The following is a 25930-nucleotide window of genomic DNA, read 5'->3' as shown; positions in this document are numbered from 1 at the left end:
CGGGTTAGAATTATCCGATCGCAACGGACGGAGACCACGATGAGCAAGTTCATATTCGTTACTGGTGGCGTCGTTTCATCCTTGGGGAAGGGGCTGGCGTCGGCGTCGATCGGCAATTTACTGGAGAGCCGCGGGCTCAAGATCACCTTTCTGAAACTCGATCCATACATCAACGTCGATCCCGGCACGATGAACCCCTACCAGCACGGGGAAGTCTACGTGACTAACGACGGTGCGGAAACAGATCTGGATCTGGGCCATTATGAACGGTATACCTCCCTCACGCTCAGCAAAGAAAATAACTATACAACCGGCAGGATCTACAATTCGGTCATCACGAAAGAACGGCGTGGCGACTACCTTGGCGGGACGGTGCAGGTGGTGCCCCATGTCACCGACGAAATTAAACAGTGCATCATGCGCATATCCCAGGGGATGGACGTCACAATCGTGGAGATCGGCGGCACGGTCGGCGACATCGAAAGCTTGCCCTTCCTCGAGGCGATACGGCAGATGCCATACGATGTCGGCCGCGAGAACGTGCTCTATGTCCACCTCACGCTGGTTCCCTACATCGGTACTGCCGGCGAACTGAAGACGAAACCGACGCAGCACTCTGTCAACAAGCTCCGGGAGATCGGTATTCAACCGCATATTCTTCTCTGCCGCACCGATCGATATCTGCCGCCGGAACTCAAGGGCAAGATCGCGATGTTCTGTAACGTCGAAAAGGATGCGGTCATCACGGCCAAGGACGTGGATACGATCTATGAAGTGCCGATTGTATTCAGGAAGGAAGGGCTGGACGATTTGATCGTGCGGCTGCTCCAGCTGAAAACCGGTCCGCCGAATCTGCGTGAATGGGATGCGATGGTGCAGAAGATCAAGTATCCCAAGCACGAAATCTCAGTCGCGCTGGTCGGCAAGTATGCGGGGTTGAAGGAATGTTACAAGAGCCTCTCGGAATCGCTGGTCCATGGCGGTATCGACCATGAAACGCGGGTGAACATCCAGTGGATCGAATCGGAGGAGATTGAACGACAAGGGACCGAGCGGATTCTGCGCGAGGTCGATGGCATACTGGTTCCAGGCGGGTTCGGCACACGCGGAATCGAAGGGAAGATCGCGGCGATTCGATACGCAAGGGAACACCAGATTCCGTTTCTTGGCCTGTGTCTGGGCATGCAGTGCGCTACGATCGAGTTTGCGCGGAATGTCGCAGGCATGGCCGGTGCAAACAGCGCCGAATTCGACGAGGCCTCTCCCTATCCCGTCATTCATTTGATGTCGGATCAGCAGTCCGTCAGCGACAAAGGGGGGACGATGCGGCTGGGATCCTATGTCTGCATGCTCGGAGAGGGAACGCTGGCCCAAAAAATGTACGGGGTCAGCGAAGTACGTGAGCGCCATCGGCATCGGTACGAATTCAACAACCAGTACCGAGAGCGGTTACTGGCCAAGGGGTTCGTATTAAGTGGACTGTCGCCGGACGGCCGACTCGTCGAGATCATCGAATTGAAAGATCACCCCTGGTTTCTGGCGACGCAGTTCCATCCGGAATACAATTCGCGGCCACACCACCCGCATCCGCTTTTTAGTGGGTTTGTGGGGGCGGCGTTACGTCGCAAGTGCGGCCACTAAGTTGAGGCGCTGAAACAGGCTCCCAACTTCGTTCTCGGCTCGACAAGATCCTCAACGTAGCCCAGAGGCTACGCCTCCGGTCTTGTCTTCGCCTGCGGCCTCGTTGGATAGCCTGTTTGAGCGCCTCAAGGGAAAGTAAAAAATCGGTTTGAGTGTACCGTAGAACGGATACATGAGAAGATGATGCACAAAGTTCACATCGGTTCCTTCAGCATCGGTGCAGGCAGCAGGCCATTTCTGATTGCCGGGCCCTGTGTCATCGAGAGTGAGCAGCTCGTGATGGAAACGGCGGCTCGCATCGCTGAGGTTGCCAAGTCGCTGGGCATGCCCTATATATTCAAATCGTCCTTCGATAAAGCGAACCGGACCTCCATCACGTCGTATCGTGGGCCGGGACTCGAAAATGGGCTGGCGGTACTGAAGAAGGTCAAAGATCAGTTGGGCCTTCCCGTCTTGACGGATGTCCATACGGAAGAACAGGCAACCGAGGCGGGGAGGATTGTGGACGTGCTCCAGATTCCCGCGTTCCTCTGTCGGCAGACCGATTTGCTTATCGCAGCGGCGAAGACCGGTAAAGTGGTGAATGTGAAGAAGGGCCAGTTTCTCTCTCCACAAGAAATGGGTAACGCGGTGAAAAAAGTAGAGGAGGCTGGAAACAAGGGCATCATCCTGACCGAGCGAGGGTCGTCGTTCGGCTACAATAATCTCGTCGTGGATATGAGATCATTCCCAGTCCTTCGGAGCTTTGGCTACCCGGTGGTTTTTGATGCCACGCATAGTGTGCAGTTACCCGGTGGCGGGGGAACCAAGTCCAGCGGCCAGCGTGAATTCGTCGAACCATTGGCCTGTGCGGCAGCCGGCGCCGGCGTCGACGGCTTTTTCATGGAAGTCCATCCGGATCCAGACAAAGCCCTATCGGATGGACCCAATATGGTGCCGCTCCATCAATTACGATCTTTATTAGAACGGGTTATTAGGATATGGGACGCATCTCAACCTTGAAAGTAGCCAAACCGAAGAGCAAAAGCAGTCTCGACGTAGGCCGTCGTGTGCTGGACATCGAGGCTCGTGCCGTCCAGGCGCTGCTTCAACGTCTCGATGGCGGGTTTTCGGAAGCCGTAGACCTACTCTATCGCTGCAAGGGTAAAGTGGTTGTTTCGGGCATGGGCAAGTCAGGACTGATAGGGCAGAAGATCGCAGCCACCATGGCGAGTACAGGGACGCCGTCGTTTTTTCTCCATCCGGCCGAAGGACTACACGGCGACCTCGGCATGTTGGCGCGCCGGGATGTCACCATTGCGATTTCAAATAGCGGGGAGACTCAGGAAATCCTGCAGCTCCTGCCGTACATGGAGCGCATGGGCATTCCAGTTGTGGCGATCGTCGGCCGTAAGGGATCGACATTAGCAAAGAATAGCGCCGTTGTGTTGGATGTATCCGTCGCTGAAGAAGCCTGCCCCATGGGACTTGCCCCGACGGCGAGTACGACTGTGGCGCTTGCGATGGGGGACGCCCTGGCCGTTGCATTGCTCGAGAAGCGTGGGTTCAAGGAGCAGGATTTTGCAAAGTTTCATCCGGGCGGAACGCTTGGACGTCGACTGCTGGTGAAGGTGCGGGACCTCATGCATAAGGGGCAGGAAATGCCGCAAGTACGGGAGACAGTCCTCGCCTCGGAGGCCATTCTCGAAATGTCGGCGAAGAAACTCGGCATGACGACGGTCGTTGATCGGGCCGGGGCGCTTCTCGGGATCATTACCGACGGCGACCTCCGACGATTTCTCCAGGAAGGTGGCGATTTCTCGAAGATCACTGCCGGGGCCTTGGCCTCTTGCCACCCCAAGATGATCGGGCCGGATGAGCTGGCAGCCAAGGCGGTCGAAATGATGGAGCGTTATGCCATCACGACGCTCGTTGTCGCGGACAGTGCCAAGGGAATTGTCGGGGTCGTGCACCTGCATGATCTGCTGAGACATGGAATCGTCTAATTTACAGAATGCTGAAAAATGAGCGGGGTAGTCTGGTTGTCCTCCTGCTCGCGGAACGCGCACGATCAGAATGTGCTCGTTCGACGCGCGCAATCGAGGATCGACCAGGCTACCCCTGAAAGTGAAATGGGGGATTGGGAAGTCGCGCACGGTTGAGAGCATCCCATCCACCCATTGGTCAGTGATAGATCGCTGCGGCCTTGCTGGGCGAACATTTTGAGCATTCTGTCATGGAATGCTGTTCCATCGTGCTAATATGGAACTCTTCTTGCTGACTGGCTAATGGAATGAGTAACCGATGAATTTCGTACGGGCAGCGTGGAAATCAGTCGGGCAGGAATCTCTCAACCTGCCGAATTTTATCACGCTCACTCGTATCCTCTTGATTCCTGTTTTCGTGGTGCTGTTTGTCACCCCAACTGAGGATCGATCCCTCAGCGCGGCTGCCGTCTTTGTGATCGCAGCGGTGACAGATTTGCTGGATGGCTATCTGGCTCGCCGGAATGGCCAAGTGACCACACTCGGGAAGTTACTAGACCCCATCGCTGACAAATTGCTGGTCCTCTCCGCGTTGATTCTCCTGGTCAATCTGGATCGCGTGAGCGCGCTGGTCGCGATACTGATCATCGCACGCGAAGTTGCGGTCACAGGCATTCGCGCCATCGCGGCTGGTGAAGGGATGGTGATCGCAGCTGAGACGACAGGGAAATATAAGATGGCGCTCCAAGTGGTGGCGATCGTACTGTTGATTCTCGAAGATACGTTTATGTCAGACTTTGGCAATCTGCATCTCGCCGGTATCGTGACACTCTATCTGTCGCTGTTACTCGGCTACATCTCAGGCGGCCAATACGTCTGGAGTTTTTGGAAACAGGTTGTCGCAAAGGGGCTCTGATTAATCATCCTGCCGGTGTGGACATCCTGTAGCACATTGAGTCTGGTTTCTCAGACAAATCTCCATGGATCATCCAGGGTTAGTGGCAGCGTTTGCAGTTGTCGGCTATCTGCTGGGGGCCATTCCCTTCGGCGTTGTCGTATCAAAGGCCCTAGGCCTTCCCGATCCACGAACGGTCGGAAGCAAGAACGTCGGCTTCACCAATGTGCTCCGAGTATCGGGTACGAAAGCAGGCGTTCTTACTCTTCTCGGAGATATGGGGAAGGGGTGGCTGTTGGGCTGGGCTGCGATGCAGTGGCTTACGGATGAATCCTTCATCATGGTCGTCGCGATTTCTCCAATTCTTGGGCATCTTTTCTCACCATTTCTAGGTTTCAAGGGAGGGAAGGGGGTAGCGACGGCAGTGGGAGCAGTGCTCGGTCTCTCTCCTTCTATCGGACTCCTCGTGTTGTTGATCTGGTTAGGGACTGTAGCGATCTGGCGCTATTCATCTGCCGGTGCATTGGCAGCCTTTTCATGTCTTCCGGTCGTGGCGATTGTCAACGAACAGCGGCAGGAATTCTTGGTCTTTTCCCTGATTGTAAGCGGGCTCATCTGGTTTAAGCACAAGGATAATATCGTCCGTCTCTGGAAGGGGACGGAGAGTAAAATAGGGCAGCGGAAGGACTGACAGCTGTGTCGGTTCTTTGCTCCCGGAACCCGCACGATAAGAATGTGCTCGTTCGACGGCCGCAGTAGAATCAACACAGCTGCCAGTCCTTTGAGCGGTGGGTGGGGATGGAGAAACACCTGCAGTGAAGGACAGTCTGGCTGCTCCCCTTAGCAGGTCTTGACAAACTATGTGAGCATGACTGAAACGAGATGTCCGGATACTCACACACTCTGTTTCATTCATTCGCAGGCTGTTTAGAAAGGCCAAACTGTTCACTTACCCGACCCCGACGCGCCAATCGTCTCGTGCAATCATGTCGCTTTGGTGCGCGGTTCATTTGGCGCGCTAAGTGGCAAAGCCGTGCGTATGAAAAAATCCGCTGATAGCACAGACCCGGAATTTTGGAGCTGTCGCTACGAGGCTGGGAAGACGCCGTGGGATTTCGGCGGCGTCCCAGCCGCCTTGAATTCGTTCCTATCCGGGGCGGCTGGTTCCGGCAAGGTTCTTATCCCTGGTTGTGGCTCCAGCTATGAAGTCCGAGCATTCCACGACGCAGGCTACGATGTCACCGCCATCGATTTTTCGCCTGCTGCTGTTGAACAAGCCAAGAAGGTGCTAGGCAGTTTGGCTGAGCGGGTCATTCTCGGAAACTTCTTTACGCACGACTTTGGGCAGCGCCGCTTCGACCTCATTTACGAACGGACATTCCTCTGTTCATTACCCCCGGCCCGCTGGCCCGATTATGTGAACAGGATGGCAGATTTGTTATCTCCCCGAGGGAGATTGATTGGTCTGTTCTTGTATGGGCAAGAACCAGAACCGCCGCCCTATCCTCTTACGGATGCACAGGCTGAGGCGCTATTCGAGAAACACTTTAGGCTTGTCAGGAGTGAGATGGTGAAAGACTCATTGCCTTTGTTCCGTGGTATGGAAAGATGGCAGGAGTGGGTAAAAACCGATGAACCCTGACCGTCCGCTTCGGCCATCCACAATCTGTGAAAGTAGCTTACGGTGGTTGAGCATAGACGCTGGGTGATTGCTTGACTGTGCACGTCACGTTCTCGTCAGACTTCCCTCCTTGCGCCGCGCCTCCAATCTTGACTTCTTTTACCAGGCAGTTTGGTAAATCCTCAAAAACGCGCGTGAGACTGGCACTTTCCAATTTGTTGTGCCTCTGGAAGGAGTGGCCAAGGCTGCCCTTTACTGCGCGCATCGGACGAGCACATTCTGATCGTGCGCGTTCTGCGAGCAAGAAGGGCGCCTGGCCGCTCCTTTCTTATCCTTCCAATCTTTACCCTGCCATTGACACCCTTCTATAGACGGACTACCTTGCGTCGAAAGGATTGGCGCTTGTGGAAACACTGCAGGTTTTGCTGAGGAGGGTGTAACGATGCACGGTAAGACATCTTATTAGTATCTGGTTCGGCTCGGACTTCTTGGATTCGTTGCTGCATCGGGTCTATCTTTGCTTGGCTGTCCTCAGCTGGTGCCCAGGGTCTCGATTCCGAGTTCGGATTCTTCTCCTCCGACCATGGTCTGGCAGACATACAACATGTTGACGAAGGAGAATGGACAGATTGTGAAAGACGGCCAGTCCTTTGATGTGCCGGCCGGCGAGCAGTATATCGTGACGCTAGCGGTTGAGGATCTTAACAGTGGCGTCAAAGATGTCACCCTGAACGGCAATGTCCAGTATACGTGCGAACAGGGTGGTCAGGTCGAGAACAAGAAGTTCCCGCTCGAAACCCAAGAAACGAAGCCGACTCCAGACCAGGAAAACAAAGTGCCTATTACCGCGTCACTTGTCTATGCCGTTGAATTCGGCAAGATGGGATGTAAAGAAAACTGGACGTTTGGGGGAGGAAAACTGTCTTTGGTGGGCAAGGCACATAATTTCGTTGGCGGGGTGGAAATGAGGACCCTGCACATTAGTTTGAAGAAACAACTCTCAAAATGAATATGACCGCATCTCATATAGAGACTTGCCAGTGAAACAGGGCTACCGGCTGATCATTGTCGACAAAGACGGTGTATTAGTTTCTGAGTTCCAACTGACGGAAAATGGCCTGGCTCAGCCGGAGGCCTTTGTCGGAGCGCTCAAACGGTCGATTGAGGACGTTGAAGAGGAAGAGCCCTGATATGGAAAGGCCGTTGTTTGGTCTGCCTGGTCGCTCTGGTTCATCTGGTTTATTTGGTTTCTTTGGTTTATCTAGTTTGAATAGTTGAACAAAACAAACCAGATCAACCTGTCCAGGCGGTCAGGCGCGCGGTCGATGAGTGTTCGTTTATTAGAGATAGCCGCCTCCTACCATGCCTATCGCATAGACTATTCCAGCATGCATTAGATTGCTTGACTCCCGTACTCATTGCGCCCAGAGTGAGCGGGCGAGGTGTGAAGCTCGCTGACTGTCCTATCTCTTGCGCTTCTTTCTTCCTGCGCGTGTGATTCCCCGGTCTCCGCCGCTCCTATGCCAGAGTGTTTCTGAAGTATTGAGACCATTGGGTGTGGCCATCAAGGTGAGGCGGGTCAATCCCTTGATGACTTACAAGTCCACGGACATGCAGTGTCCTTCTCGATACAGGCTCCCAAACCTATGAAGGAGAGATGCGATGACACCAGAGGAACAAACCACGAGGATGAAGAAAGCGATCACGCAGGCCATCAAGGTGATGGGCGATCGATTTGGATCAACGGAAAAAGATGTGGAGAAGACGATTGATGAACTGAAGGCGTCCATGCAGCCGCAGCCGGTCGCAGTGCCTCAGCCTGCGCAGAGCCAGGCAACCGTGGCCGCTGGGGCGTAGTGACTGCAGCCAAATTGCATCGCGACCAGTATGAGAGGGGGGATCGTATGAAGAACGCCACGCAAGTCTATGTGCTGACGCTAAATGCACCGTCAAGAAAAACGGTTCGACTCTGGACCGGAGCGAGCATCCATTCGTTGCGACACTGCACCAGTAAGAAGATTGATCGTACGCTGGCGGAGATGCAGGGGCACGTGGATGATTTGCAGCGCGCTATCAACGTGCAGGCGACAGGCGGATCGTATTCCATCAATCGCTCTCGATAATATGTTTGAGCGGTAAATGCTGTTGTCGATGGGTCACCCTCGCCAAGGTTGAGTACTTCTATCATGCCGGACGATGTAGAAGATAAGAAGGTTCATGTTGCAGCCAAGGTGGCCGGCGCTCTATCACGGAAACCAGCCGATGACGATCTTACGTGTAGCGAATCCCAGATTGAGGACATTCTCTCTGAGGGTGAGTCCATCAGGCCGATGAGCAAGAGCGACAAGGGCCTTCATCCAACACGCCAGCCGAAGCCTTCGCGGTAAGCAGCCCTGGGTGAGGTGTGTGCATTCTTGACCTGCCGAATTCTTAGTGATTTCCTTTCCTCTCTGTCCCACAGAAGCATGATGCGACGAGGTCCTTTCTGGTTGGCCATGGTGCTCTCCATGGTCACCATCGAATCGTTGGGATACGACTGTCGGCCCTTGCCACTGCAGCGAGGTATGCGATATCGATAGCCTGAGAAGGGGAGTCGGATGCTTGAACACAAGACTGATAAGAGGCTCCATTGGCCTCTACCGGCCGACGATTACTGGTCCACTCCCTTCGCTACGTCGCTGTTGCAGCATTTGGATCTGTATCCTGGAGCCTCCATTCTCGACATTGCGTCCGGCCATGGGATTCCGGCCTTCTACCTGGCAGAGCAGGTGGGGCCTACCGGGAAGGTCTTGGCCATCGATCTCAGCCGGCGTCAAGTCGAGAGTGCACGAGCGATCCAAGGTACGCAACTCCCGTGGCTGAGGTTCGAGTGTCTGGATATGAGGGCGTTGCCTCCGTACCTACCCTGTTTCGACCGTATCACCGGCAATCTCTCCGTTATGTTCCTGCGGCCACACCGTTTTGAGGCAGTCCGGGGATTGCTGGAACATCTTAAACCCGGTGGTCAACTGGTGTTGACCTTTCCTTCGCTCGGTACATTTGATTCACTCTGGCGTCGAATTGATCAGGAAATGGCAGAGCATGGCCTCCTGGTGGAACACCGTCGGCTTGAAGTCTATCTCGCTGAACGGCCGTCAGCAGAAGAGGTTCATGGATGGCTGGATAGGCTTCGGCTTACACGTATTGTCGTGACCGAATATCCGTTGAATGTGGTGACTGCCCCAGGCCAAGCGTTTCTACACCATCCACTGCTTAGGGGTGGGTTTCTCGACGATGCGTACGAATGTTTCGATGATCGTGGGTTGGCAGATAAGGTGATGACAAGAGTATCTGAAGATGTGGGTAGCTTCACGCCGCTGATTGCACAGCGGTGCGTATTGTCGGGGTGGAAACCATAGCGGGATCGTGAAACGTGAAGGGGCGCTTCAAACGAAGCGCCCCTTCTGCAGCTATGGCTTATTGGTGTTCGTATTAGAAGCGGCCACGACCGCCACGATCTCCGCCGCCGCCGCCGCCACCGAAACGACCACCGCCGCCCCCACCGCCAGTGCGGGGTTCTTGTGGCTTGGCCTCGTTGACAGTCAGAGGACGTCCGTCCATCTGTGAGCCGTTCAACGCGGTAATCGCGGCCTTGGCTTCTTCCGGTGTGGACATCTCGACGAAGCCGAAGCCTCGTGATTGCCCGGTGAACTTGTCCGTGATCACTCGCGCAGACTCGACGGTGCCATGCGCAGCGAAGAGAGTGGTGAGCTGTGATTCAGTTGCCGCATAGGGCAACCCGCCGACATATAGTTTTGAACCCATGGGGGTTCCTCCTTCTGAAAATGATATTGTCTTAGACTCGAGAACGAACACACGAGGGGAAAGAACGGGCCGAAGACGCGGGGAATGGAGCGGCTTGGGTCGAGCTTCCGATCAGATTCTCGGTACTAACAATATCGGTGATAGGCCGTTTTGTTTGCCGTTTCATGCGAGGCCCGCCGCATCAAACGGGTATATCGTAACAGAGGCGCAAGTGAAAAGCTATAGGTCTCGTGTCCTAGTTTTGTGGCGGGCAGGGGGGGCGATTGTGAAGAGGGTGCGAGAATTGAGACAGTTGTCTAGGGTGAAACCGTCCGGTGACTGTCTATACATCCGCATTGCCTGTCGGGCCGGGACCTGGCCAAATCAGATAGGGTGGCTTTTTCATCGTCTCAGCTGAATGAGGATAGAGACGTCGGGCATAACCATAGGCATCTTCTTGTGCTATCAAACAGGTGGCTGCGGTAACGTGGTTCGATAAAACTCGAAATGATCCTTGATCATCCGCTGCGATCGTCGCCATGTAGAGAGCACAGGAAAAGCTTCCTTCTTTTTGGCAGGCGGTGCTGATCAAGAGGTGTGATCCATCTGGGAAGGTCATGATTGGGTCCAAGTTGGTACGGCTCATATCGGACTCCTTTTCCTAATGCGCGGGGGCTTATACGGCCTGGTTTGCGTAGGGGGTCACATAGAGTCTGAGGGGATGTCCCTCCCATTCGGTTCCTGCAAGGGCGGCTACGGCATTTACAGCCTGTTCACCGGACCCCATTTCGACGAACCCGTATCCTGCTGATCTTCCCGTATGTTTGAATCTGACCACGTAAGCTCTGGCGACCAGCCCATAGGAAGTGAAGATGTCACGTAGCGCACAGTCCGAGACCGTCTCCGGGAGTCCTCCAACATACAGGACACGTTTTCCCATTAGAGAGTCCCTTCGTTTCGTGTCAGGCCACTCGAGTCGATCAAGGTCTTTACTGACAATGACTGTCTCCCGATCGTGCCATTTGCCCAAGGTCAAGCGGCACAGAGATGGACTCACGCGCTTTGGCGGTCTCTTGGGAGAGACCTGTACGAGGAGCAGGACGGAAACTAGAACATCGGTCGCGCGGGATTTAGCGGGAGGGAATGAGGGCGCGAAGGATATAGTGATAACTGAGCTTTCTTTGCCATCATAGCAGAGTCTCACTCGAATAGCACTACGTCAGTCATCATGACAGTTATTCCTGATATTCTGGACGCAGCGGTAAACTGTACCCTTAGCATTGATCATCGAACTACTTTTTCCTCAAAACAGTTGACGCAGTACAGGGTATGCTGTACTGTGACCCTGCAGCGTTGCACTAGTAGTCCGGTGGCACGACTGTATACACCATACCGGGCTTCGCGATCGCATCGCGACCAGGTCCTGTTGGAGTTGACGCCTTTCTGGTTTCTCCCCCTCGGTTCACTGATCCCGTCTTAATGCGATCACACTGAAAGGATAGTGCATTGGATACGACTGTTCAAACGAGTTTTCATGCCATTGGTTTGTCCGAACCGCTCTTACGAGATTTGGCAGCAGCGGGCTTCCTCGTTCCCACTCCAATTCAGGCCCAGGCGATCCCCCCGGCCCTTGCAGGCCGAGACGTCATCGGTTGCGCGCAAACCGGTACGGGCAAGACAGCGGCATTTGTAATCCCTATGATTGAACGCCTTGCACTTTTGCCAAAAGGTCAACCGCAGGCCTTGGTTCTCTCGCCAACGCGGGAGTTGGCCTTGCAGATTTTTGGCACGATCGAAAAACTCGGTCGAAGCCATGGCATCTCGGCCACAGTGATTGTCGGAGGGAGCGATATGCAGGCCCAGATCAGAGGATTACGCCAGCGGCCAGATATATTAGTTGCCACGCCGGGGCGCTTGCTGGACCACATGTGGAACGGGACGGTCAATTTAGCTCCGATGAAATTTCTCGTGCTCGATGAAGCCGACCGTATGCTCGATATGGGATTTGCTCCACAGATCAATCAGATTCTTGACGCGTTGCCGCTTGAAAGACAGACACTGCTCTTTTCCGCCACGATTCCAGAGGACGTCACCCGCCTGGTTCAGGCGAGCCTGCACGGTGCTGTTCACGTGATGATTGCGTCTCCCTCGACGACGGCTGAAGGTGTCACTCAAGTGGTGCGTTATGCAACTTCCCATGAAAAGGAAAAGCTGTTAGGGGCGCTGTTGATGGCGGAACGCGGGACTGTCCTTGTATTCGCCCGGACGAAAAGTCGGGTTGATAGGCTCGGTCAGGCGCTTGAACAGGCCGGGCACAGTGTTGCAGTCATTCATGGGGACCTTAGTCTGCCTCAGCGCCTCCGTGCCCTCAATGGATTCAAACGAGGGCTTGTCAGAATCCTCATCGCAACGGATATCGCGGCCCGTGGGATAGATGTGGCAAGTATCGGCCACGTGGTGAATTATGATCTGCCGAATTGTCCGGAGGATTATATACATCGTGTCGGGAGGACAGCCCGGATGAAAATGACCGGGCGAGCCACAAGTTTTGTGACCCCCGAGGAACGTGATCAGCTGCGCGCGATCGAAACATTGCTCGGGTATCCTGTGCCGTTGGCAGAGGGAAGCCCACATCCCAGTGATCGTTGGCATCCGAAAGAGAGAGTTCAACTGCCCAGTCGTGATCGTCATCGGTGGGGGCGTCCAGGCGAAGACCGACGCCAGCATCAGCCGAACCCTATTGGCCCTGAGAGGATCTAGATTTACGCGGGTGGCTCTAGAACCAGCGGAGGTCGCACGTAGGAGTATGAGTAATAAATGTGGCTACCAAGGGGCTGAAGGAAGTGCATGATGCCGCCCGGTTGCAAATCCGGTGTTGCACGCAGTTAGAGACCGCTAGTATAGAGGTTCCTGGGGACCCCACCGGAGCCCTGCCAAATCAGGATCTTCTCCCTCGGCACTAGAGGGACGCGCAGGCTTTTCAGACTTGCGCTGTTCTCGGCGGGCGTCTTTCTCGCGGCGCTGAATTTGCTTGGCTTTCTCGCGATCTCGTTTTGCGATGGTTGTTTTACCTGCTCGTCCGATGATGCCCTCCTTTGTGCTGCGATTTGTCTCTCGTCTAGGGTTGTGTACCCTCTAGAATCGCGATGACTCCGTCGCTCCGCGGCGTCTTTTGCCGCTTGAGTCCGAAGCGTCTTTAGTGATTTTCTCTTCTCGTTCAGCCGTACGAGAACGAGTGTCTTGGCCAAACCCACGGCTTGCCATGTTCGACACCTGCCTGCGGATGTCTTCCATTGAAGCCGGCAGGCTGGCATCCAGAGGACCGGGAATGCCGAGAACATCCCACCGGATTTTTGGCTTCCTTGTCGACCGTGCTCGGTTCTTTCGTGTTTTGTCGGCTCGCCACCCAGTGGATAGCTTCATATGTGCTCCTTAGTAGAATCTGTCATCTCCAACCGTGCAAGTCCGCTCAGTGGAGATGAGACATCGAATCGAAAGACAGACATCATTCCATCCAACTTCAAGCCGTGATACAGGCGAAAGAAGCCATGGAACGGTTAAGCGACTTCTACTGCAATATCGATCGCGCTGAGACTATGAGTAGGTCCAGAGGCGCGCGAGGGGTAATGTTAGGCCGTATGGTTAAGCAGGGTACCATGGGCTTTGGCGAGAGTCAAATAGGGTATCTAGCTAATGAGAGTGACTGAATCGTACAGCAGAGCCGGATCATATCATTCGCGGGTATGCCCCGACTGCAGGGCGGGATCCAATCGGTACATTTGAAGAATTATATTTGTGAAATCAGTGTTCTGATGTACGGTAGCAATGTGGTAGGAAATTCTGATGCAGCAAGTTTCACATCGATCCTCTGTATTGAATAGGTATCGTCGACACCCACGGGTCCGTATCCCTGCTCCGTTTGTCTGCGTCCTTTCCCAACGTCACTCCCTTCGTTGGTTGAGAAAGACAGGAAGTGACTTGGGTGTGGTCTATGATCTTTCAATCAGCGGAGCCCGAGTCAGCACTGAGGCAGAGATCGTGCCAGGGGATGAAGTCACGTTGACGTTACGTCTCCCCAAACAAATCAACCCCGCCGATATCGCAGTTGCCACCGTGCGATGGACGAAGGATCAATTCTGCGGTTTGGCCTTCAAGCAATTATCGCCGGTTGCACAGAATCAACTAAGAAAGTATGTGTCTATCCTGTCCAGCACTGCCGTATAGTCTCGTGTCGACAATTTCCCTCCATACTCCATAGCGGGGCGCTGATTCTTGAATGAAGCTCGTTGCAGCTCTTCTTCTCTTGAAGAGGGGAATGAGTGGCGGGCCATTCATGATCCACGGTGCTGGGCAAAGTCATTAGGCCTCTGTATGTCGATGTAGTGGAGGGCCGGCAAGCTCAGGGCCTGATCCTTGGGTGGATCGGAGTGTGTAGGGTTGAGTCAGATCACTTGATGGCCACTGCCTTCACTTCCTTAAACGTCGTTTGGCCAAGCAGGGCCTTCTGAACTCCATCTTGCATGAGGGTGGTCATCCCCTCCTGAACGGCAGCCTGTAGCATGTCTTCAGTTTTCGCCTTTGCCTGGATCATGCGTTTAATATTGTCCGATCCCAGTAGCAACTCGTGTAAGGCCACGCGCCCCTTAAAACCAGTGCGATTGCAGATCTCACAACCCTTTCCGCGGGCCAGACGAAAGGTGTTGTCTTGGGGAATGCCGAGCTTGTCCCAATGTTCAGGTCCATAACCCTGGCGTATTTCTTCGTATTCTACCGGTGTTCCGACGTATTGCTCCTTACACTCCTTGCAAATCCGACGGGTGAGGCGCTGGGCGAGGACGCCCAACATCGCATCGGCAAAACTAAACGAGTCGCAGCCCATATCGAGAAGCCGGGTGACGGTTTCCACTGCACTGTTTGTATGGAGTGTGCTCATGACGAGGTGTCCGGTCAATGAGGCTTCGATGCCGATATCGGCTGTTTCTTTATCCCGCATTTCTCCGACCATAATGACGTCGGGATCAGCCCGGAGAAACGCGCGCATGGCCGCGGCAAATGTAAAGTTGATCTTGGGAAGAACTTGGACCTGCCGGAGTCCATATTGCGTGATTTCGACGGGATCCTCCGCCGTCCAGATCTTGATGTCCGGCGTATTGATGTAACCGAGGACGGAATGCAAGGTCGTGGTTTTTCCTGAACCGGTTGGCCCGACGCAGAGAATAATACCGTAGGGTTTTGCGGCAATCTGCTTGATGGCTGCGAGATTCCGATCCGAGAACCCCATCTTGTCGAGAGGCAAGGGCTCGCTGGCTGCGAGCAGGCGCATGACCACGTCTTCGTTATATCCGGCAGTTGGAATCGTTGCGACCCGCAACTCGATTTCTTTGCTATCCGACAGTTTGAATTTGATCTTGCCGTCCTGGGGCTTCCGCCGTTCTGCAATGTCGAGGCTGGCCATAATCTTCAGGCGTGACACGATGGCGCGTCGATAACTTTGCGGAATCTTCATGTACTCAAAGCAGTCGCCGTCTACCCGGAACCGGACAAGCGTTTCCCGCTTTTCACCATAGGGTTCGACGTGAATATCGGATGCGCCTTGTCGATAGGCGTCGGCGATAATTTGATTGGCCAGTCGCACGATGGCATTGTCATTTTCGTCGAGCCCGACTCCGGCATCATCTGCCGCCGCCTCTTGGGCTTCGTTGACGAGTTCACCGAGAATATCGGAGACATTTTCGTCCAGCTTTCGTGTGCCGCCGGTCTCGCCCAGCCCTTGCCCAGTGGCGGAGCCAAGGAACTGGGCGATATCACGACGGAGGCTGATCGCGAAGCGAATATTAAGGCCTGGGAAGGTCCGCTTAATATCCGCCACGCGATCGAGATCGCTCGGATCGTCAGTCAAAATTTCAATGGCGGTCCGGTCGCGCTTGAGAGGCATCCAGTGGTTCTTCTTGAGATAATCAACGTTCAGGTTTTTGAGGAGTTCTACGTCAACGATTGTTCGATCGTTGTATTCAATATAGGGGCATTTGTGAAACTGGGCGAGCGACTTCCCGATCTCGAGTTTTGGAACCTTATATTTCTCAATCAGGATGCTCTCGAAGTCCGACACGCCTTTCTTGGATTCGACAAGCGCCTGATCCAGCTCGTTCTGGGTAATGCGGTTGCTTGTAACCAGCAGGTCGAATTTGGTTGGATTCTTTTTTGTAATCTTTTTGAGATTGAAAAGAGCAATGCCGAGTGCTTTCGAGATTTCCGCGACGGATTCTTCATCCTTTCTTGTGAATCGTGTGCCGCCTTTTTTGTTGAGGAGTTGAAAAACTCCCATCAAGTACTTGTTGTCGGCAACAATCGGGTAGGTCAGCACCTGTTTCGTCTTGAATCCTGTCCGTTTGTCGTAGGAACTGTCATGGAGAAGCGAGGGGTGGATGCTTTGCAGTTCGGCGGCGTTGTAGGCATCCGCAATGCTCACTGGGCGGAGATATTTCGCACAGAAGCCAGCCAAACTTTGTTCAGTGATGGGAATGCGGAATTCCTCGACACTGTCGATGTGAGGGACCTTTGAAAAGATTTCTTTCTTTTCTGAGTCAAACGCGTAGATGGTGACGGCTTCGGCATCAAAGATGCTGAGGATGTCGTTGCGCATGTCAAGAAGAATGTGGTCAAGATCGCTGGCGGCAAGGATCTGGTCCGTGATGCGCTTGACGTTCTCGGTGAAGGCCACTTTCTGCTGAAGTTCTTGAAGATTTTTGGGTATGGGATTCGCCTGCATCGACTGGGCTCCTGACCATCAACCCGAAGGCGTTGCCGGATTTGTCCGCTCAAAGAAGCGTAGGTGTGACCCACGTGAACACAAGTGTCTTGAGGCAGCGCTCGAATTTCAGTCTAGCTGATCAGCGACGGAAGGCAAGAAAAAGGCAGTTTCAGACTGGGCGGTACCGGAGGGACAGAATCCATGGAATCGTCGCTGATGGTAGGGTATTTAACATGATCGTGTGCCTGTAAGATGGCCGACGACGTGGGTGGGGGACAGTTTGAGTTTCACCCCGTCTTTCCGAGTCTTGATCTCCACAACTCCTTCGGCGAGGCCCTTGTCTCCGATGGCGATTTGGAAGGGAGCTCCCATCAGGTCTGCATCATTGAACTTTACACCTGCTCGTTCGTCTCGATCATCCCAGAGTACTTCCAGCCCGGCTGCTTGTAGCCCGTCATAGAGTTGGGCCGTGACTTGGGCGGTCTGTGCGGATTGAGTGAGAGGGAGGAGATGCACATGGAATGGTGCGATCGGGAAGGGCCAGATGATCCCTTTGGAGTCGTGATTCTGTTCGATCGCCGAAGCTGCAGTGCGCCCAACCCCGATGCCGTAGCATCCCATGACAGCGAGGCATTCTTTGCCATGAAGATCAAGAAAAGAGGCTTTCATCGCTTCACTGTATTTGGTGCCGAGCATAAAGACATGTCCGACTTCGATGCCTTTGGCCGTTTTCAAGATCCCGTCTCTTCTCGGTGACGGGTCCCCTGCGCAAGCACTGCGAAGATCGGCAAACTGCTGGACTTGAAAGTCACGATCCCAATTGGCATCGACATAGTGTGTATCGCTCTGGTTGCCTCCGATGACCACGTTGCGCAAGGATTTGATCGCATGGTCGGCTATAATTCGAACGTTTTTGAGGCCAATGGGGCCAGCAAACCCCACCGGAGCGCCAGTGACCTGCTCTACGACAGTGGGAGTTGCGAGTTCAAGACCGGTGAGTCGAAGGAGGCGTTGAATCTTCACTTCATTCGCATCATGGTCTCCTCGTACGAGTACAGCGACTGTTTCCTCCGCCGCTGAATAGAGGAGCGTTTTGATGAGGTGTTTGGAGGAGATGTTGAGAAACTTCGTCACTTCTTCGACCGTCCGGCATCCAGGCGTGTGTACTGTACGCAGGGGGCGTGGGGGGGCTGCGTCTGCATCAGCTTCAGTGGGAGGAAGCACCTCCGCCTGTTCGATATTGGCAGCATAGGCGCCGCCATCACTGTAGACAATCGTATTTTCCCCGGTATCTGCGAGTACCATGAATTCATGCGATGAACTCCCGCCAATCAGGCCTGTGTCGGCCTCCACAGCGCGGAATGTGAGACCGCAGCGTGTGAAGATGCGTTGGTAGGCGTCGTACATCTTCTGATAGCTGAGCCTGGCGCTGGCTTCGTCTTGGTCAAAGCTATAGGCATCTTTCATGATAAACTCTCGGCCCCGCATGAGTCCGAAGCGAGGGCGTATTTCGTCGCGGAACTTCGTTTGAATCTGGTAGAAGTTCAACGGCATCTGCCGGTAGGAACGGACCTCGCGCCTGAATAAGTCGGTGATCACTTCCTCATGGGTCGGCCCTAAGCAGAAATCACGCTCATGGCGATCCTTAAATCGCAAGAGCTCCTTGCCGTAGAAGTTCCAGCGGCCTGTTTCGTGCCACAATTCCGCCGGGGAAGCGATGGGCATGAGGAGTTCCTGTGCGCCGGCCCGGTTCATCTCTTCCCGAATGATCTGTTCGACTTTTCGGATGACCCGAAGCCCCAGGGGAAGGTAGGTGTAGACGCCGGCGGCTACTTTGCGAATCAGGCCTGAGCGAAGCATCAGCTTATGGCTGACGGTCTCCGCTTCGCCCGGGTCTTCTCGCAATGTGGGGATCAGGACTTGAGATGTCCGCATGGGCTATGGATGCAGTGATCGAGAGTGGTGTTGTGGCATCTGCTAACGGATAAAGATCCGCTCAAGATCGTTCCAAAATGCAAAGATCATCACGCCTACTAACAGCACGAGACCTGCCTGCTGGGCGATTTCTCTCTGTCGTTCGCCGAGGGGTTTTCGCAGAATGCCCTCGATCAGGAAAAATAAGAGATGGCCGCCGTCTAGGATAGGAATGGGGAGTAGGTTGAGGACACCTAGATTGATACTCAGAATCGCGATGAGGAAGACCACGCTTGAGGCCCCCTGTGAAGCGGCTTCACCGGAAATGTTGGCGATGGTGAGTGGGCCGCCGATATTCTTGCTGGAGATATCCCCTACGACCATCTTGTAGAGACCGATTGCGGTCAGTTCGGTCCAGCCCCATGTCGCTCCCAAACCGTCATACAATGACAGAAGAGGAGTGCTCGAGCGCATGATCGACCGGCCGGGGCCTGAAATACCAATTTTGCCGATGTCGACCGACTGACCGTTGACCATCGCCTTCTCAACAGAAGGCGTCACAGCCAACGAAATCCGATGCCCCTCCCGCAAGACCTCTACCTGTAACTGGCGGTTGGGGCTTTCTTTCACAATGCCAGTCATTTGAGACCAGGTGTGGATCGTTAGACCGTCGATGCTCACCACATGGTCGCCGGTTTGAAGCCCGGCTTTGGCTGCCGGAGAGCTTTGCATGACTGAAGTGACAAGAGGGGGGGCTTCTTCAACTCCCAGGTAATATCCGGGTTCTTGTGTAGATGTCTGTTGCCCAGGGGCGATGGTGGGTGTGACTTTCACCGTCTTGATTTGTCCGCCTCGTTTGATCTCCAGCGTTAGGGCCTGGCCGTTGCTTTTCGCGACAGCGTCGAAAAGTTCGGTTCTGGTCGAAATCACCTCTCCGTTGACTCGACTCACACGATCTCCCACCTGGATGCCGGCAACATCGGCTGGAGAACCTGGGACCATCGCTTCAATATCCGGAGTCAGATCCTGGAATGTTGGTACAAAAAGCGGAGTACCGGTGGCAAGCCATCCGGCAAAAATGAAATAGGCCAGAATGAAGTTAAAACCAGGTCCTGCGGCGACGATCAGGACTTTTCCCCAGAGGCCTTTGTGTGCGAACGATCGGGCACGATCCTCCTGTGTCGTCGCCTCAGCCTCGTCTTCGCCAAACAACTTTACATAGCCACCAAGGGGAATGGCCGAGAGGAGGTACTCAGTTTCACCCATTTGGCGGCCGAATAGCTTTGGCCCGAACCCAAGTGAAAACTTGAGAACCTTTACACCGACCCAGCGAGCAGCCAAGAAATGTCCGAGTTCATGAAACGCGACCAGCACGCCCAGAACGACCAGGAACCACCAGGCCTTCTGCAACAACAACCAGATGGTATCGGGGGACCAGGTAAATGCCATGAACACAGTGTATGCTCCTTCGTGTAGACTTAGCGTGCTAATGCCACAACCAACGACTCGGCCTTTTCCCTGGCCCAACGATCTGCTTCCAGCGCATCTTCCAACGTTTCCACGTCTTTGGGGTTGTGGTCGTCCATCGTGCTACGAATGATTTCCGCAATGTTGGTGAACCGGATACCCCCGTTCAAGAATGCCTCAACTGCGACTTCATTTGCAGCATTCAATGTGGCCGGCATCGTTCCGCCGATCTGAAGTGATTCATATCCAAGACCCAAACAGGGAAATCGGTCGTGATCCGGCTTGCAGAACGTCAATTTCCCGATTTCTGTCAGGTCCAACGAAGGGAGATCCATCGACAGGCGTTCCGGATACTGCATGGCGTACGATATCGGTGTCCGCATATCAGGCAATCCCAACTGTGCGATCATCGAACGATCCTGATATTCTACCAGAGAGTGGATGATGCTTTCCCTATGGATCATGACTTCGATCTGAGATTCAGGAATGTCGAAGAGCCAACGGGCCTCGACGACTTCGAGCCCTTTGTTCATCAACGTGGCAGAATCGATGGTGATTTTTGCGCCCATTTTCCAGTTGGGATGTTGGAGTGCTCGTTCAGGCGTGACATCCGGCAGTTCCTCGCGGCCTATGGTCCAAAGCGCTCCTCCGGATGCAGTCAAAATCAGGCGGCGGACATCCTCGAGACGGTGGCCTTCCAATGACTGGAAGATCGCGCTGTGTTCGCTGTCGACCGGGAAGATACGAACTCCATACCGCCGCGCCTCGTCCTGCATGAGTTTACCGGCCATGACCATCGGCTCTTTATTGGCCAAGGCGATGTGTTTTCGGCTCCGGATGGCTGCAAGGGTAGGCAGGAGGCCGGCCCCACCGACGATCGCTGAAATGACGAGTTCCGCTTCGGGCGTCGAGGCAACCTGAATCAATCCCTCCTCACCTGCCAGAATTTCGACGGACAGACCCGCACAACGTCGCCGGAGCCTGGCGGCGGCGGTGGTGTCCGATAGGGCGACCACGCTAGGCTTGAATAGGCGGATCTGGTCTTCGAGTTTTTCATCATTGCTGTGGGCGGTGAGGCCTGCTACGCGGAACTTGTCGGGAAACCGTTCCACGATATCCAAGGTATTGGTGCCGATCGATCCGGTGGATCCGAGAATAACGATAGTTTTCATAGACGCTCCTTCACTCGCTAACTCGTAAGCGGCTGGCCAATGTCACATAGTAGTAGAATGCAGGGGCGGCGAACAAGAGACTATCCAGCCGATCCAGCATACCGCCGTGGCCCGGCAGTATCCCGCCGGAATCCTTCACGCCAACGCTGCGTTTCATAACCGATTCGGTCAGATCGCCCCAAAGACCGGTAAAGGTGAGTAGGATAGCCAAGATCAGACAGTCGAGACCTGACAATCCTGGGAGAAACCACCACCGAGCGACATACCCAACGATTATGGCACTTATCAAGCCTCCCACCAAGCCCTCGACCGTTTTTTTGGGACTGATCCTGGGAGCCAAAGGATGGCGACCGCAGAGAGTGCCGGCATAGTAGGCGCCGGTATCGGATGCCCAGGTCACCAGCAGGAGAAAAAAGATCAGCCATTCTCCCTCAGGCAGGAGCCTCGTCATTGAAAGTGTGCCGAGAGTGAAGCCGAGGTAGAGCACGCCAAATAGGGTCATTGCTCCATCTCTCAGGCTCTGTTCGAGTGGCGAGCGACTGAAAAGGGGGACTGACATGATACAGACCAGGGTAGCCAGGAGGGTTGGGAGGATCATGTCATGACGGTGTGCGCCGAATATCAGGGCGGCAAATCCTACCAGCCCGATACCGATCAACCAGGAATGGCTGCGGCCGCCGAAACATAATCGGTAAAACTCGTAGAGGGCGAGCGCCCCTGCCAGCACGACGACGCCAGAAAATGCGAGAGGAGGAAGGTAGCGAGTGACACCATAGACCAGTGGGGCGAGGACCAGAATGGTATAGATCCGACGGGGATCAAATCGAGACGGTGCGGCTGGTTCAGCCTGTGGCCGGCCGGTAGTCTTATATTCCTGCGTCTGGAGGTTGAGATCGGCCACTATGAAGAAATAGTGCTGAGGACACGACCAAATCGCCGCTCGCGGCGCTGGTACTCCAGCAAGGCCAGCAAGAGTTCGCGGCGACGGAAATCGGGCCACAGGGTCGGAGTGAAATACAGCTCGGTATAGGCGAGTTGCCAGAGGAGAAAGTTGCTGATTCGTGTTTCTCCGCTGGTACGAATCAACAGGTCTGGGTCCGGCAGCCCGTGGGTGTAGAGGTATTGCTGGATCCGCGACTCATCCACATCGTCGGGTTGCAGCTTGCCATCTTCTACGTCGTGAAGCAGTTCACGGACCGCATCCACGATCTCAGCGCGGCCGCCGTAGCTGAGGGCGACCGTGAGATGCAGACGATCGAGATGGGCAGTTTCCTGTTCGGCGGCTCTGACCCATTGGAGGGCGGAGGCAGGGAGAGAGTCGAGTCGGCCGATTGTGCGCAATCGTACGCCCTGCTCGATGAGTTTAGCACGCTCCGTTGAGAGATAGTATTCGAGCAAGCCCATGAGCGAAGAGATTTCTTGAAGGGGGCGGTTCCAATTCTCTTGAGAGAACGCGTAAATTGTCAGGGCATGGATACCCAATTCCAAGGAGACCGTAATCATTTCGCGGACTGACTTGATTCCTTCCCGATGGCCGGCAATACGGGGGAGGCTCCGCATCTCTGCCCAACGACCATTACCGTCCATGATGATGGCGACGTGTTTAGGTAAAAGGTCCGGTTCGAGTCTTGCGACAAGCTCTTCAACGGATAGCTGGTCCATAGCCGGCGAGTCTTTCGTGTCCATAAGTGTGCTGTTGGTAATGACCCCTCTCAGGAAGAACGTGAGGTAGGTGAGCAAAGTCTAATGGCGGGAGAAAGTAATGTCAAATAGATTTTCGTAAAAGTCCTGTAAAAGCGAAGAGTTGCAGGAGCCATCGTTGCGCCTCCGGAAGTTGATCGGCTATACTGCCCACCTCTTCGCATGCTAACTGTCGTGAGGATGGATACACCATGGGTGAACTTGTTCAGTTGACGTCCTTCGGTCTGACTGAGGGAGAGGTGTTCGAGGCGCTTGGGCGAGTCAAGGTTCGTGATGTTGACTATGCCGACCTCTACTTTGAGTCCTGCGTGTCAGAGTCCGTTTCAATGGAGGAGTCCCTCGTCAAGCGTGCGACGAAGAGCGTGTCGCAGGGTGTGGGGGTACGAGCGACGGCTGGAGAAAAAACCGGCTTTGCCTATTCCGACGAACTGACGAAGGCGGCGCTCGAACTCGCAGCAGATACGGCTCGATACATTGCCAATTCGCCGAGCGGGGACACCCAGATATCGGTTCCGGTCAATCAACGCCCAACGAGAAATCTCTATCCAATCGAACGGGCACAAGCCGAAGTCGCCACGGTGGATCGCGTGTCCTTGTTGAATGCCATCGATGCGGAGGCGCGCCGGTATGACTCGCGTATCAAGAATGTGATGGCCTCGTTCAATACAGAGTATAAGGTCGTCGTGATCGCCACATCGGACGGGTTGATCATCGGGGATCTGCAGCCACTGTCGCGGCTGCAAGTGACCTGCATCGCAGAGGAGAATGGCCAACGACAAGCGGGCTCGTTCGGCGGGGGTGGCCGTGTCGGATTTGAGTTCTATCACGACGGTGACCGGCATTTGCGGTTTGCGCGTGAAGCGGCACGTGAAGCGATTCTCAACCTCTCTGCGGTCGAAGCGCCGGCCGGTGTCATGCCGGTCGTGCTGGGTGGAGGATGGCCCGGAATTTTGTTGCATGAAGCGATCGGTCACGGCCTTGAAGCAGACTTCAATCGCAAGAAAACCTCGGCATTCTCCCACCTCCTCGGAAAGCGGGTCGCGTCGGACGTCTGTACGATCGTGGATGATGGAACCTTGCCAGGCCGGCGTGGCTCGCTCAATATGGACGATGAAGGCACTCCGACCGGTCGTACCGTGCTCATCGAGCGCGGGATCCTGCGCGGCTACATCACTGACAAATTAAATGCGCGTCTTATGGGGATTCCCTTGACCGGCAACGGGAGGCGAGAAAGTTACCAGAGTGTGGTGCTGCCGCGAATGACGAATACCTTCATGTTGGCTGGTGCATCGGATCCTGAAGAGATCATTCGCTCGGTCGATCGTGGGCTGTATGCCGTCTCGTTCGGAGGCGGCCAGGTGGATATCACGAACGGGAAATTCGTATTTTCTGCCAGTGAAGCATACATGATCGAAGGAGGTAAGGTAACGAGGCCGGTCAAGGGGGCGACGTTGATCGGCAGCGGGCCAGACATTCTCACCAAAGTTTCGATGGTCGGACACGACCTCAAGCTTGACGAGGGCATCGGTACCTGTGGCAAGGACGGGCAGTCTGTGCCGGTGGGGGTTGGCCTGCCGACCATTCGAATCGACGAAATTACTGTAGGCGGAACGCAAGAATGAGCCAGCAAATACAAAAATCCGATGGCTACAGCCAACTCGCGGTTGATCTCTTGGCTAAAGCGAAGCGCAGTGGGGCGACGGCAGCGGACATTATTATCGCCGACGGCGAAACCTTTTCGCTACAAGTTAGATTGGGTTCCGTCGATCGCCTCACGAAAGCCCGCGAGAAGCATCTCGGCTTACGCGTGTTTGTCGGGAAACGCTCCGCCAGCACCTCCACCTCCGATTTTTCGGCGGACTCGTTGAATCAACTTGTCGCCGAGACCTGTAATTTGGCCAAAGCTGTCGTGGAAGACCAGGTATCCGGCTTGCCGGAAGCGGATCAGATGGCAGCCAAGTGGCCGGATTTGGATCTCTATGATCCGACCAAGCTGAACACTGAGCAGCAAATAGAATTGGCCAAGCGGGTAGAGGCTGCTGCCATGTCTATGGACGAGCGCGTGACAAACTCGGAAGGAGCTGATTTCGATTCCTCCTCGGGGCGCGTGGTATTGGGCAACAGTCATGGGTTTCTGGGAGAGTACCAGAGTTCCAGCTTTTCGATGTCTGTGTCGCCCGTTGCCACCGATTCACAGACCGGGGCCATGCAGCGCGATTCCTGGTACGCCATACAACGGAAATTCGCCAAGCTGGACTCTCCGGAGGCGGTGGGGTTGGAAGCGGCGCGTCGGACGGTCCGCAAGCTCGGGGCGAGGAAAGTTGCCACCCAACGAGTTCCCGTCGTCTTTGATTCTGAAACGGCCGGGAGTCTCATGGGGAATCTCTGCAGCGCGGTTTCAGGCTATTCACTCTATAAAGGTGCGTCGTTCTTGACGGGCCGACTAGACAAACCGATGGCCCCTGAGCATGTGACAGTGTACGACGATGGACAAGTGGTCGGAGGGCTGGGGTCTAGACCGTTCGATGGCGAAGGTCTGCCGACCAGGAAGACCACGGTGGTGGAACGGGGGGTATTGAAGAGCTATCTGCTTGATACATACTCAGGGCGGAAGCTCGGATTGGCTTCGACCGGGAATGCCTCGCGCAGCGTCGGGGAAAATCCCTCGGTCGGTCCTACCAATTTCTATCTCGTGCCAGGGATAAAAACGGCGGACGAAATCATTAAGACGGTGAAGCAGGGCCTGTATGTCACGGACCTCATTGGTTTTGGCATTAATATGGTGACGGGTGATTATTCACGAGGCGCCTCTGGGTTTTGGATCGAAGGGGGAGAGTTGGCCTATCCAGTTGAAGAGATCACGATTGCAGGCAATTTGAATGACATGTTTGCCGGAATAGAAATGATCGGCAGCGATCTGGTGTTTCGTGGTCGCATCGCCAGTCCGACCGTGAAGATTGCAGAGATGATGGTAGCGGGCAACTGATCGCCATGGCGATCAGTTGCAATGCTGAATGTTGA

The 25930-nt window shown here is 54.7% G+C and carries 26 protein-coding genes; 16 read left to right on the top strand and 10 right to left on the bottom strand.

Features of this window, described 5'->3' with window-relative positions; genetic code table 11:
* Positions 1-39 precede the first annotated feature (39 nt).
* From HZB34_16035 to HZB34_15980, 12 genes are all read left to right on the top strand, one after another.
* Positions 40-1641 carry a CTP synthase gene (locus HZB34_16035; protein MBI5317472.1) on the top strand — a complete coding sequence of 534 codons (1602 nt, stop codon included), beginning with the start codon at positions 40-42 and terminating at the stop codon, positions 1639-1641.
* Positions 1642-1824: 183 nt separating this feature from the next.
* Entirely contained in the window at positions 1825-2643 is an 819-nt protein-coding gene (kdsA, locus tag HZB34_16030) for a 3-deoxy-8-phosphooctulonate synthase (protein ID MBI5317471.1), read from the top strand.
* Complete coding sequence (locus HZB34_16025) at positions 2622-3626, top strand: KpsF/GutQ family sugar-phosphate isomerase (protein ID MBI5317470.1); 1005 nt, start codon at positions 2622-2624, stop codon at positions 3624-3626. Before kdsA ends, HZB34_16025 begins: the two co-directional genes overlap by 22 nt.
* A 298-nt stretch (positions 3627-3924) precedes the next feature.
* On the top strand, positions 3925-4521 hold the full coding sequence (gene pgsA, locus HZB34_16020; GenBank protein ID MBI5317469.1) for a CDP-diacylglycerol--glycerol-3-phosphate 3-phosphatidyltransferase: 597 nt from the start codon (positions 3925-3927) through the stop codon (positions 4519-4521).
* A gap of 64 nt (positions 4522-4585) precedes the next feature.
* Entirely contained in the window at positions 4586-5191 is a 606-nt protein-coding gene (plsY, locus tag HZB34_16015; protein ID MBI5317468.1) for a glycerol-3-phosphate 1-O-acyltransferase PlsY, read from the top strand.
* Positions 5192-5539: 348 nt separating this feature from the next.
* Entirely contained in the window at positions 5540-6142 is a 603-nt protein-coding gene (locus HZB34_16010; GenBank protein MBI5317467.1) for a methyltransferase domain-containing protein, read from the top strand.
* Between the two features lie 610 nt (positions 6143-6752).
* Positions 6753-7130, top strand: coding sequence for a hypothetical protein (locus tag HZB34_16005; GenBank protein ID MBI5317466.1), 378 nt, complete (start codon positions 6753-6755; stop codon positions 7128-7130).
* 31 nt (positions 7131-7161) lie between these two features.
* On the top strand, positions 7162-7311 hold the full coding sequence (locus tag HZB34_16000; protein MBI5317465.1) for a hypothetical protein: 150 nt from the start codon (positions 7162-7164) through the stop codon (positions 7309-7311).
* A 472-nt stretch (positions 7312-7783) separates the two neighbouring features.
* Positions 7784-7978 carry a hypothetical protein gene (locus HZB34_15995; GenBank protein MBI5317464.1) on the top strand — a complete coding sequence of 65 codons (195 nt, stop codon included), beginning with the start codon at positions 7784-7786 and terminating at the stop codon, positions 7976-7978.
* Positions 7979-8025: 47 nt separating this feature from the next.
* On the top strand, positions 8026-8244 hold the full coding sequence (locus tag HZB34_15990; protein ID MBI5317463.1) for a hypothetical protein: 219 nt from the start codon (positions 8026-8028) through the stop codon (positions 8242-8244).
* A gap of 63 nt (positions 8245-8307) precedes the next feature.
* Positions 8308-8508, top strand: a complete 201-nt coding sequence (locus HZB34_15985) for a hypothetical protein (protein ID MBI5317462.1) — start codon at positions 8308-8310, stop codon at positions 8506-8508.
* A gap of 210 nt (positions 8509-8718) precedes the next feature.
* On the top strand, positions 8719-9519 hold the full coding sequence (locus HZB34_15980; GenBank protein ID MBI5317461.1) for a class I SAM-dependent methyltransferase: 801 nt from the start codon (positions 8719-8721) through the stop codon (positions 9517-9519).
* Between the two features lie 73 nt (positions 9520-9592).
* Here the strand turns inward: HZB34_15980 and HZB34_15975 are convergent, their stop codons facing one another.
* From HZB34_15975 to HZB34_15965, 3 genes are all read right to left on the bottom strand, one after another.
* Complete coding sequence (locus HZB34_15975; protein ID MBI5317460.1) at positions 9593-9925, bottom strand: RNA-binding protein; 333 nt, start codon at positions 9923-9925, stop codon at positions 9593-9595.
* A 322-nt stretch (positions 9926-10247) separates the two neighbouring features.
* Entirely contained in the window at positions 10248-10550 is a 303-nt protein-coding gene (locus tag HZB34_15970; protein MBI5317459.1) for a hypothetical protein, read from the bottom strand.
* A gap of 30 nt (positions 10551-10580) precedes the next feature.
* Positions 10581-10844 (bottom strand): RNA-binding protein, encoded by a 264-nt coding sequence (locus HZB34_15965; GenBank protein MBI5317458.1) that lies wholly within the window; start codon positions 10842-10844, stop codon positions 10581-10583.
* Positions 10845-11410: 566 nt separating this feature from the next.
* Between HZB34_15965 and HZB34_15960 the strand changes: the two genes are divergently transcribed.
* Complete coding sequence (locus HZB34_15960) at positions 11411-12664, top strand: DEAD/DEAH box helicase (GenBank protein ID MBI5317457.1); 1254 nt, start codon at positions 11411-11413, stop codon at positions 12662-12664.
* A 375-nt stretch (positions 12665-13039) separates the two neighbouring features.
* On the opposite strand, the gene HZB34_15955 is transcribed toward HZB34_15960, so the two are convergent.
* Entirely contained in the window at positions 13040-13327 is a 288-nt protein-coding gene (locus HZB34_15955; GenBank protein MBI5317456.1) for a hypothetical protein, read from the bottom strand.
* Between the two features lie 420 nt (positions 13328-13747).
* Here HZB34_15955 and HZB34_15950 point away from each other — a divergent pair, with 420 nt between their 5' ends.
* Positions 13748-14128, top strand: coding sequence for a PilZ domain-containing protein (locus tag HZB34_15950; protein ID MBI5317455.1), 381 nt, complete (start codon positions 13748-13750; stop codon positions 14126-14128).
* 223 nt (positions 14129-14351) lie between these two features.
* On the opposite strand, the gene tadA is transcribed toward HZB34_15950, so the two are convergent.
* The 6 genes from tadA to HZB34_15920 all read right to left on the bottom strand — a co-directional run bounded on the left by tadA (position 14352) and on the right by HZB34_15920 (position 22870).
* Positions 14352-16673, bottom strand: coding sequence for a Flp pilus assembly complex ATPase component TadA (gene tadA / locus HZB34_15945; GenBank protein MBI5317454.1), 2322 nt, complete (start codon positions 16671-16673; stop codon positions 14352-14354).
* A 210-nt stretch (positions 16674-16883) separates the two neighbouring features.
* Entirely contained in the window at positions 16884-18590 is a 1707-nt protein-coding gene (locus tag HZB34_15940; protein ID MBI5317453.1) for a proline--tRNA ligase, read from the bottom strand.
* Positions 18591-18632: 42 nt separating this feature from the next.
* Positions 18633-20018, bottom strand: a complete 1386-nt coding sequence (gene rseP / locus HZB34_15935) for an RIP metalloprotease RseP (GenBank protein ID MBI5317452.1) — start codon at positions 20016-20018, stop codon at positions 18633-18635.
* 29 nt (positions 20019-20047) lie between these two features.
* Positions 20048-21208, bottom strand: coding sequence for a 1-deoxy-D-xylulose-5-phosphate reductoisomerase (locus HZB34_15930; GenBank protein ID MBI5317451.1), 1161 nt, complete (start codon positions 21206-21208; stop codon positions 20048-20050).
* Positions 21209-21218: 10 nt separating this feature from the next.
* Complete coding sequence (locus tag HZB34_15925) at positions 21219-22109, bottom strand: phosphatidate cytidylyltransferase (protein MBI5317450.1); 891 nt, start codon at positions 22107-22109, stop codon at positions 21219-21221.
* A complete protein-coding gene (locus HZB34_15920; protein ID MBI5317449.1) occupies positions 22109-22870 on the bottom strand; it encodes an isoprenyl transferase in 762 nt (253 codons plus the stop codon). The genes HZB34_15925 and HZB34_15920 overlap by 1 nt, the downstream gene beginning before the upstream one ends.
* A 230-nt stretch (positions 22871-23100) precedes the next feature.
* Here HZB34_15920 and tldD point away from each other — a divergent pair, with 230 nt between their 5' ends.
* Together tldD and HZB34_15910 are read left to right on the top strand one after the other, a co-directional pair.
* Entirely contained in the window at positions 23101-24531 is a 1431-nt protein-coding gene (gene tldD / locus HZB34_15915; GenBank protein ID MBI5317448.1) for a metalloprotease TldD, read from the top strand.
* A complete protein-coding gene (locus HZB34_15910; GenBank protein ID MBI5317447.1) occupies positions 24528-25895 on the top strand; it encodes a TldD/PmbA family protein in 1368 nt (455 codons plus the stop codon). Before tldD ends, HZB34_15910 begins: the two co-directional genes overlap by 4 nt.
* The last annotated feature ends 35 nt before the right edge of the window (positions 25896-25930 follow it).

This window comes from Nitrospirota bacterium (assembly GCA_016219645.1).
Classification (GTDB): domain Bacteria; phylum Nitrospirota; class Nitrospiria; order Nitrospirales; family Nitrospiraceae; genus Palsa-1315.
The sequence above is the reverse complement of the archived record's forward strand: the minus strand, read 5'-3'. Positions and strand labels throughout refer to the sequence as shown.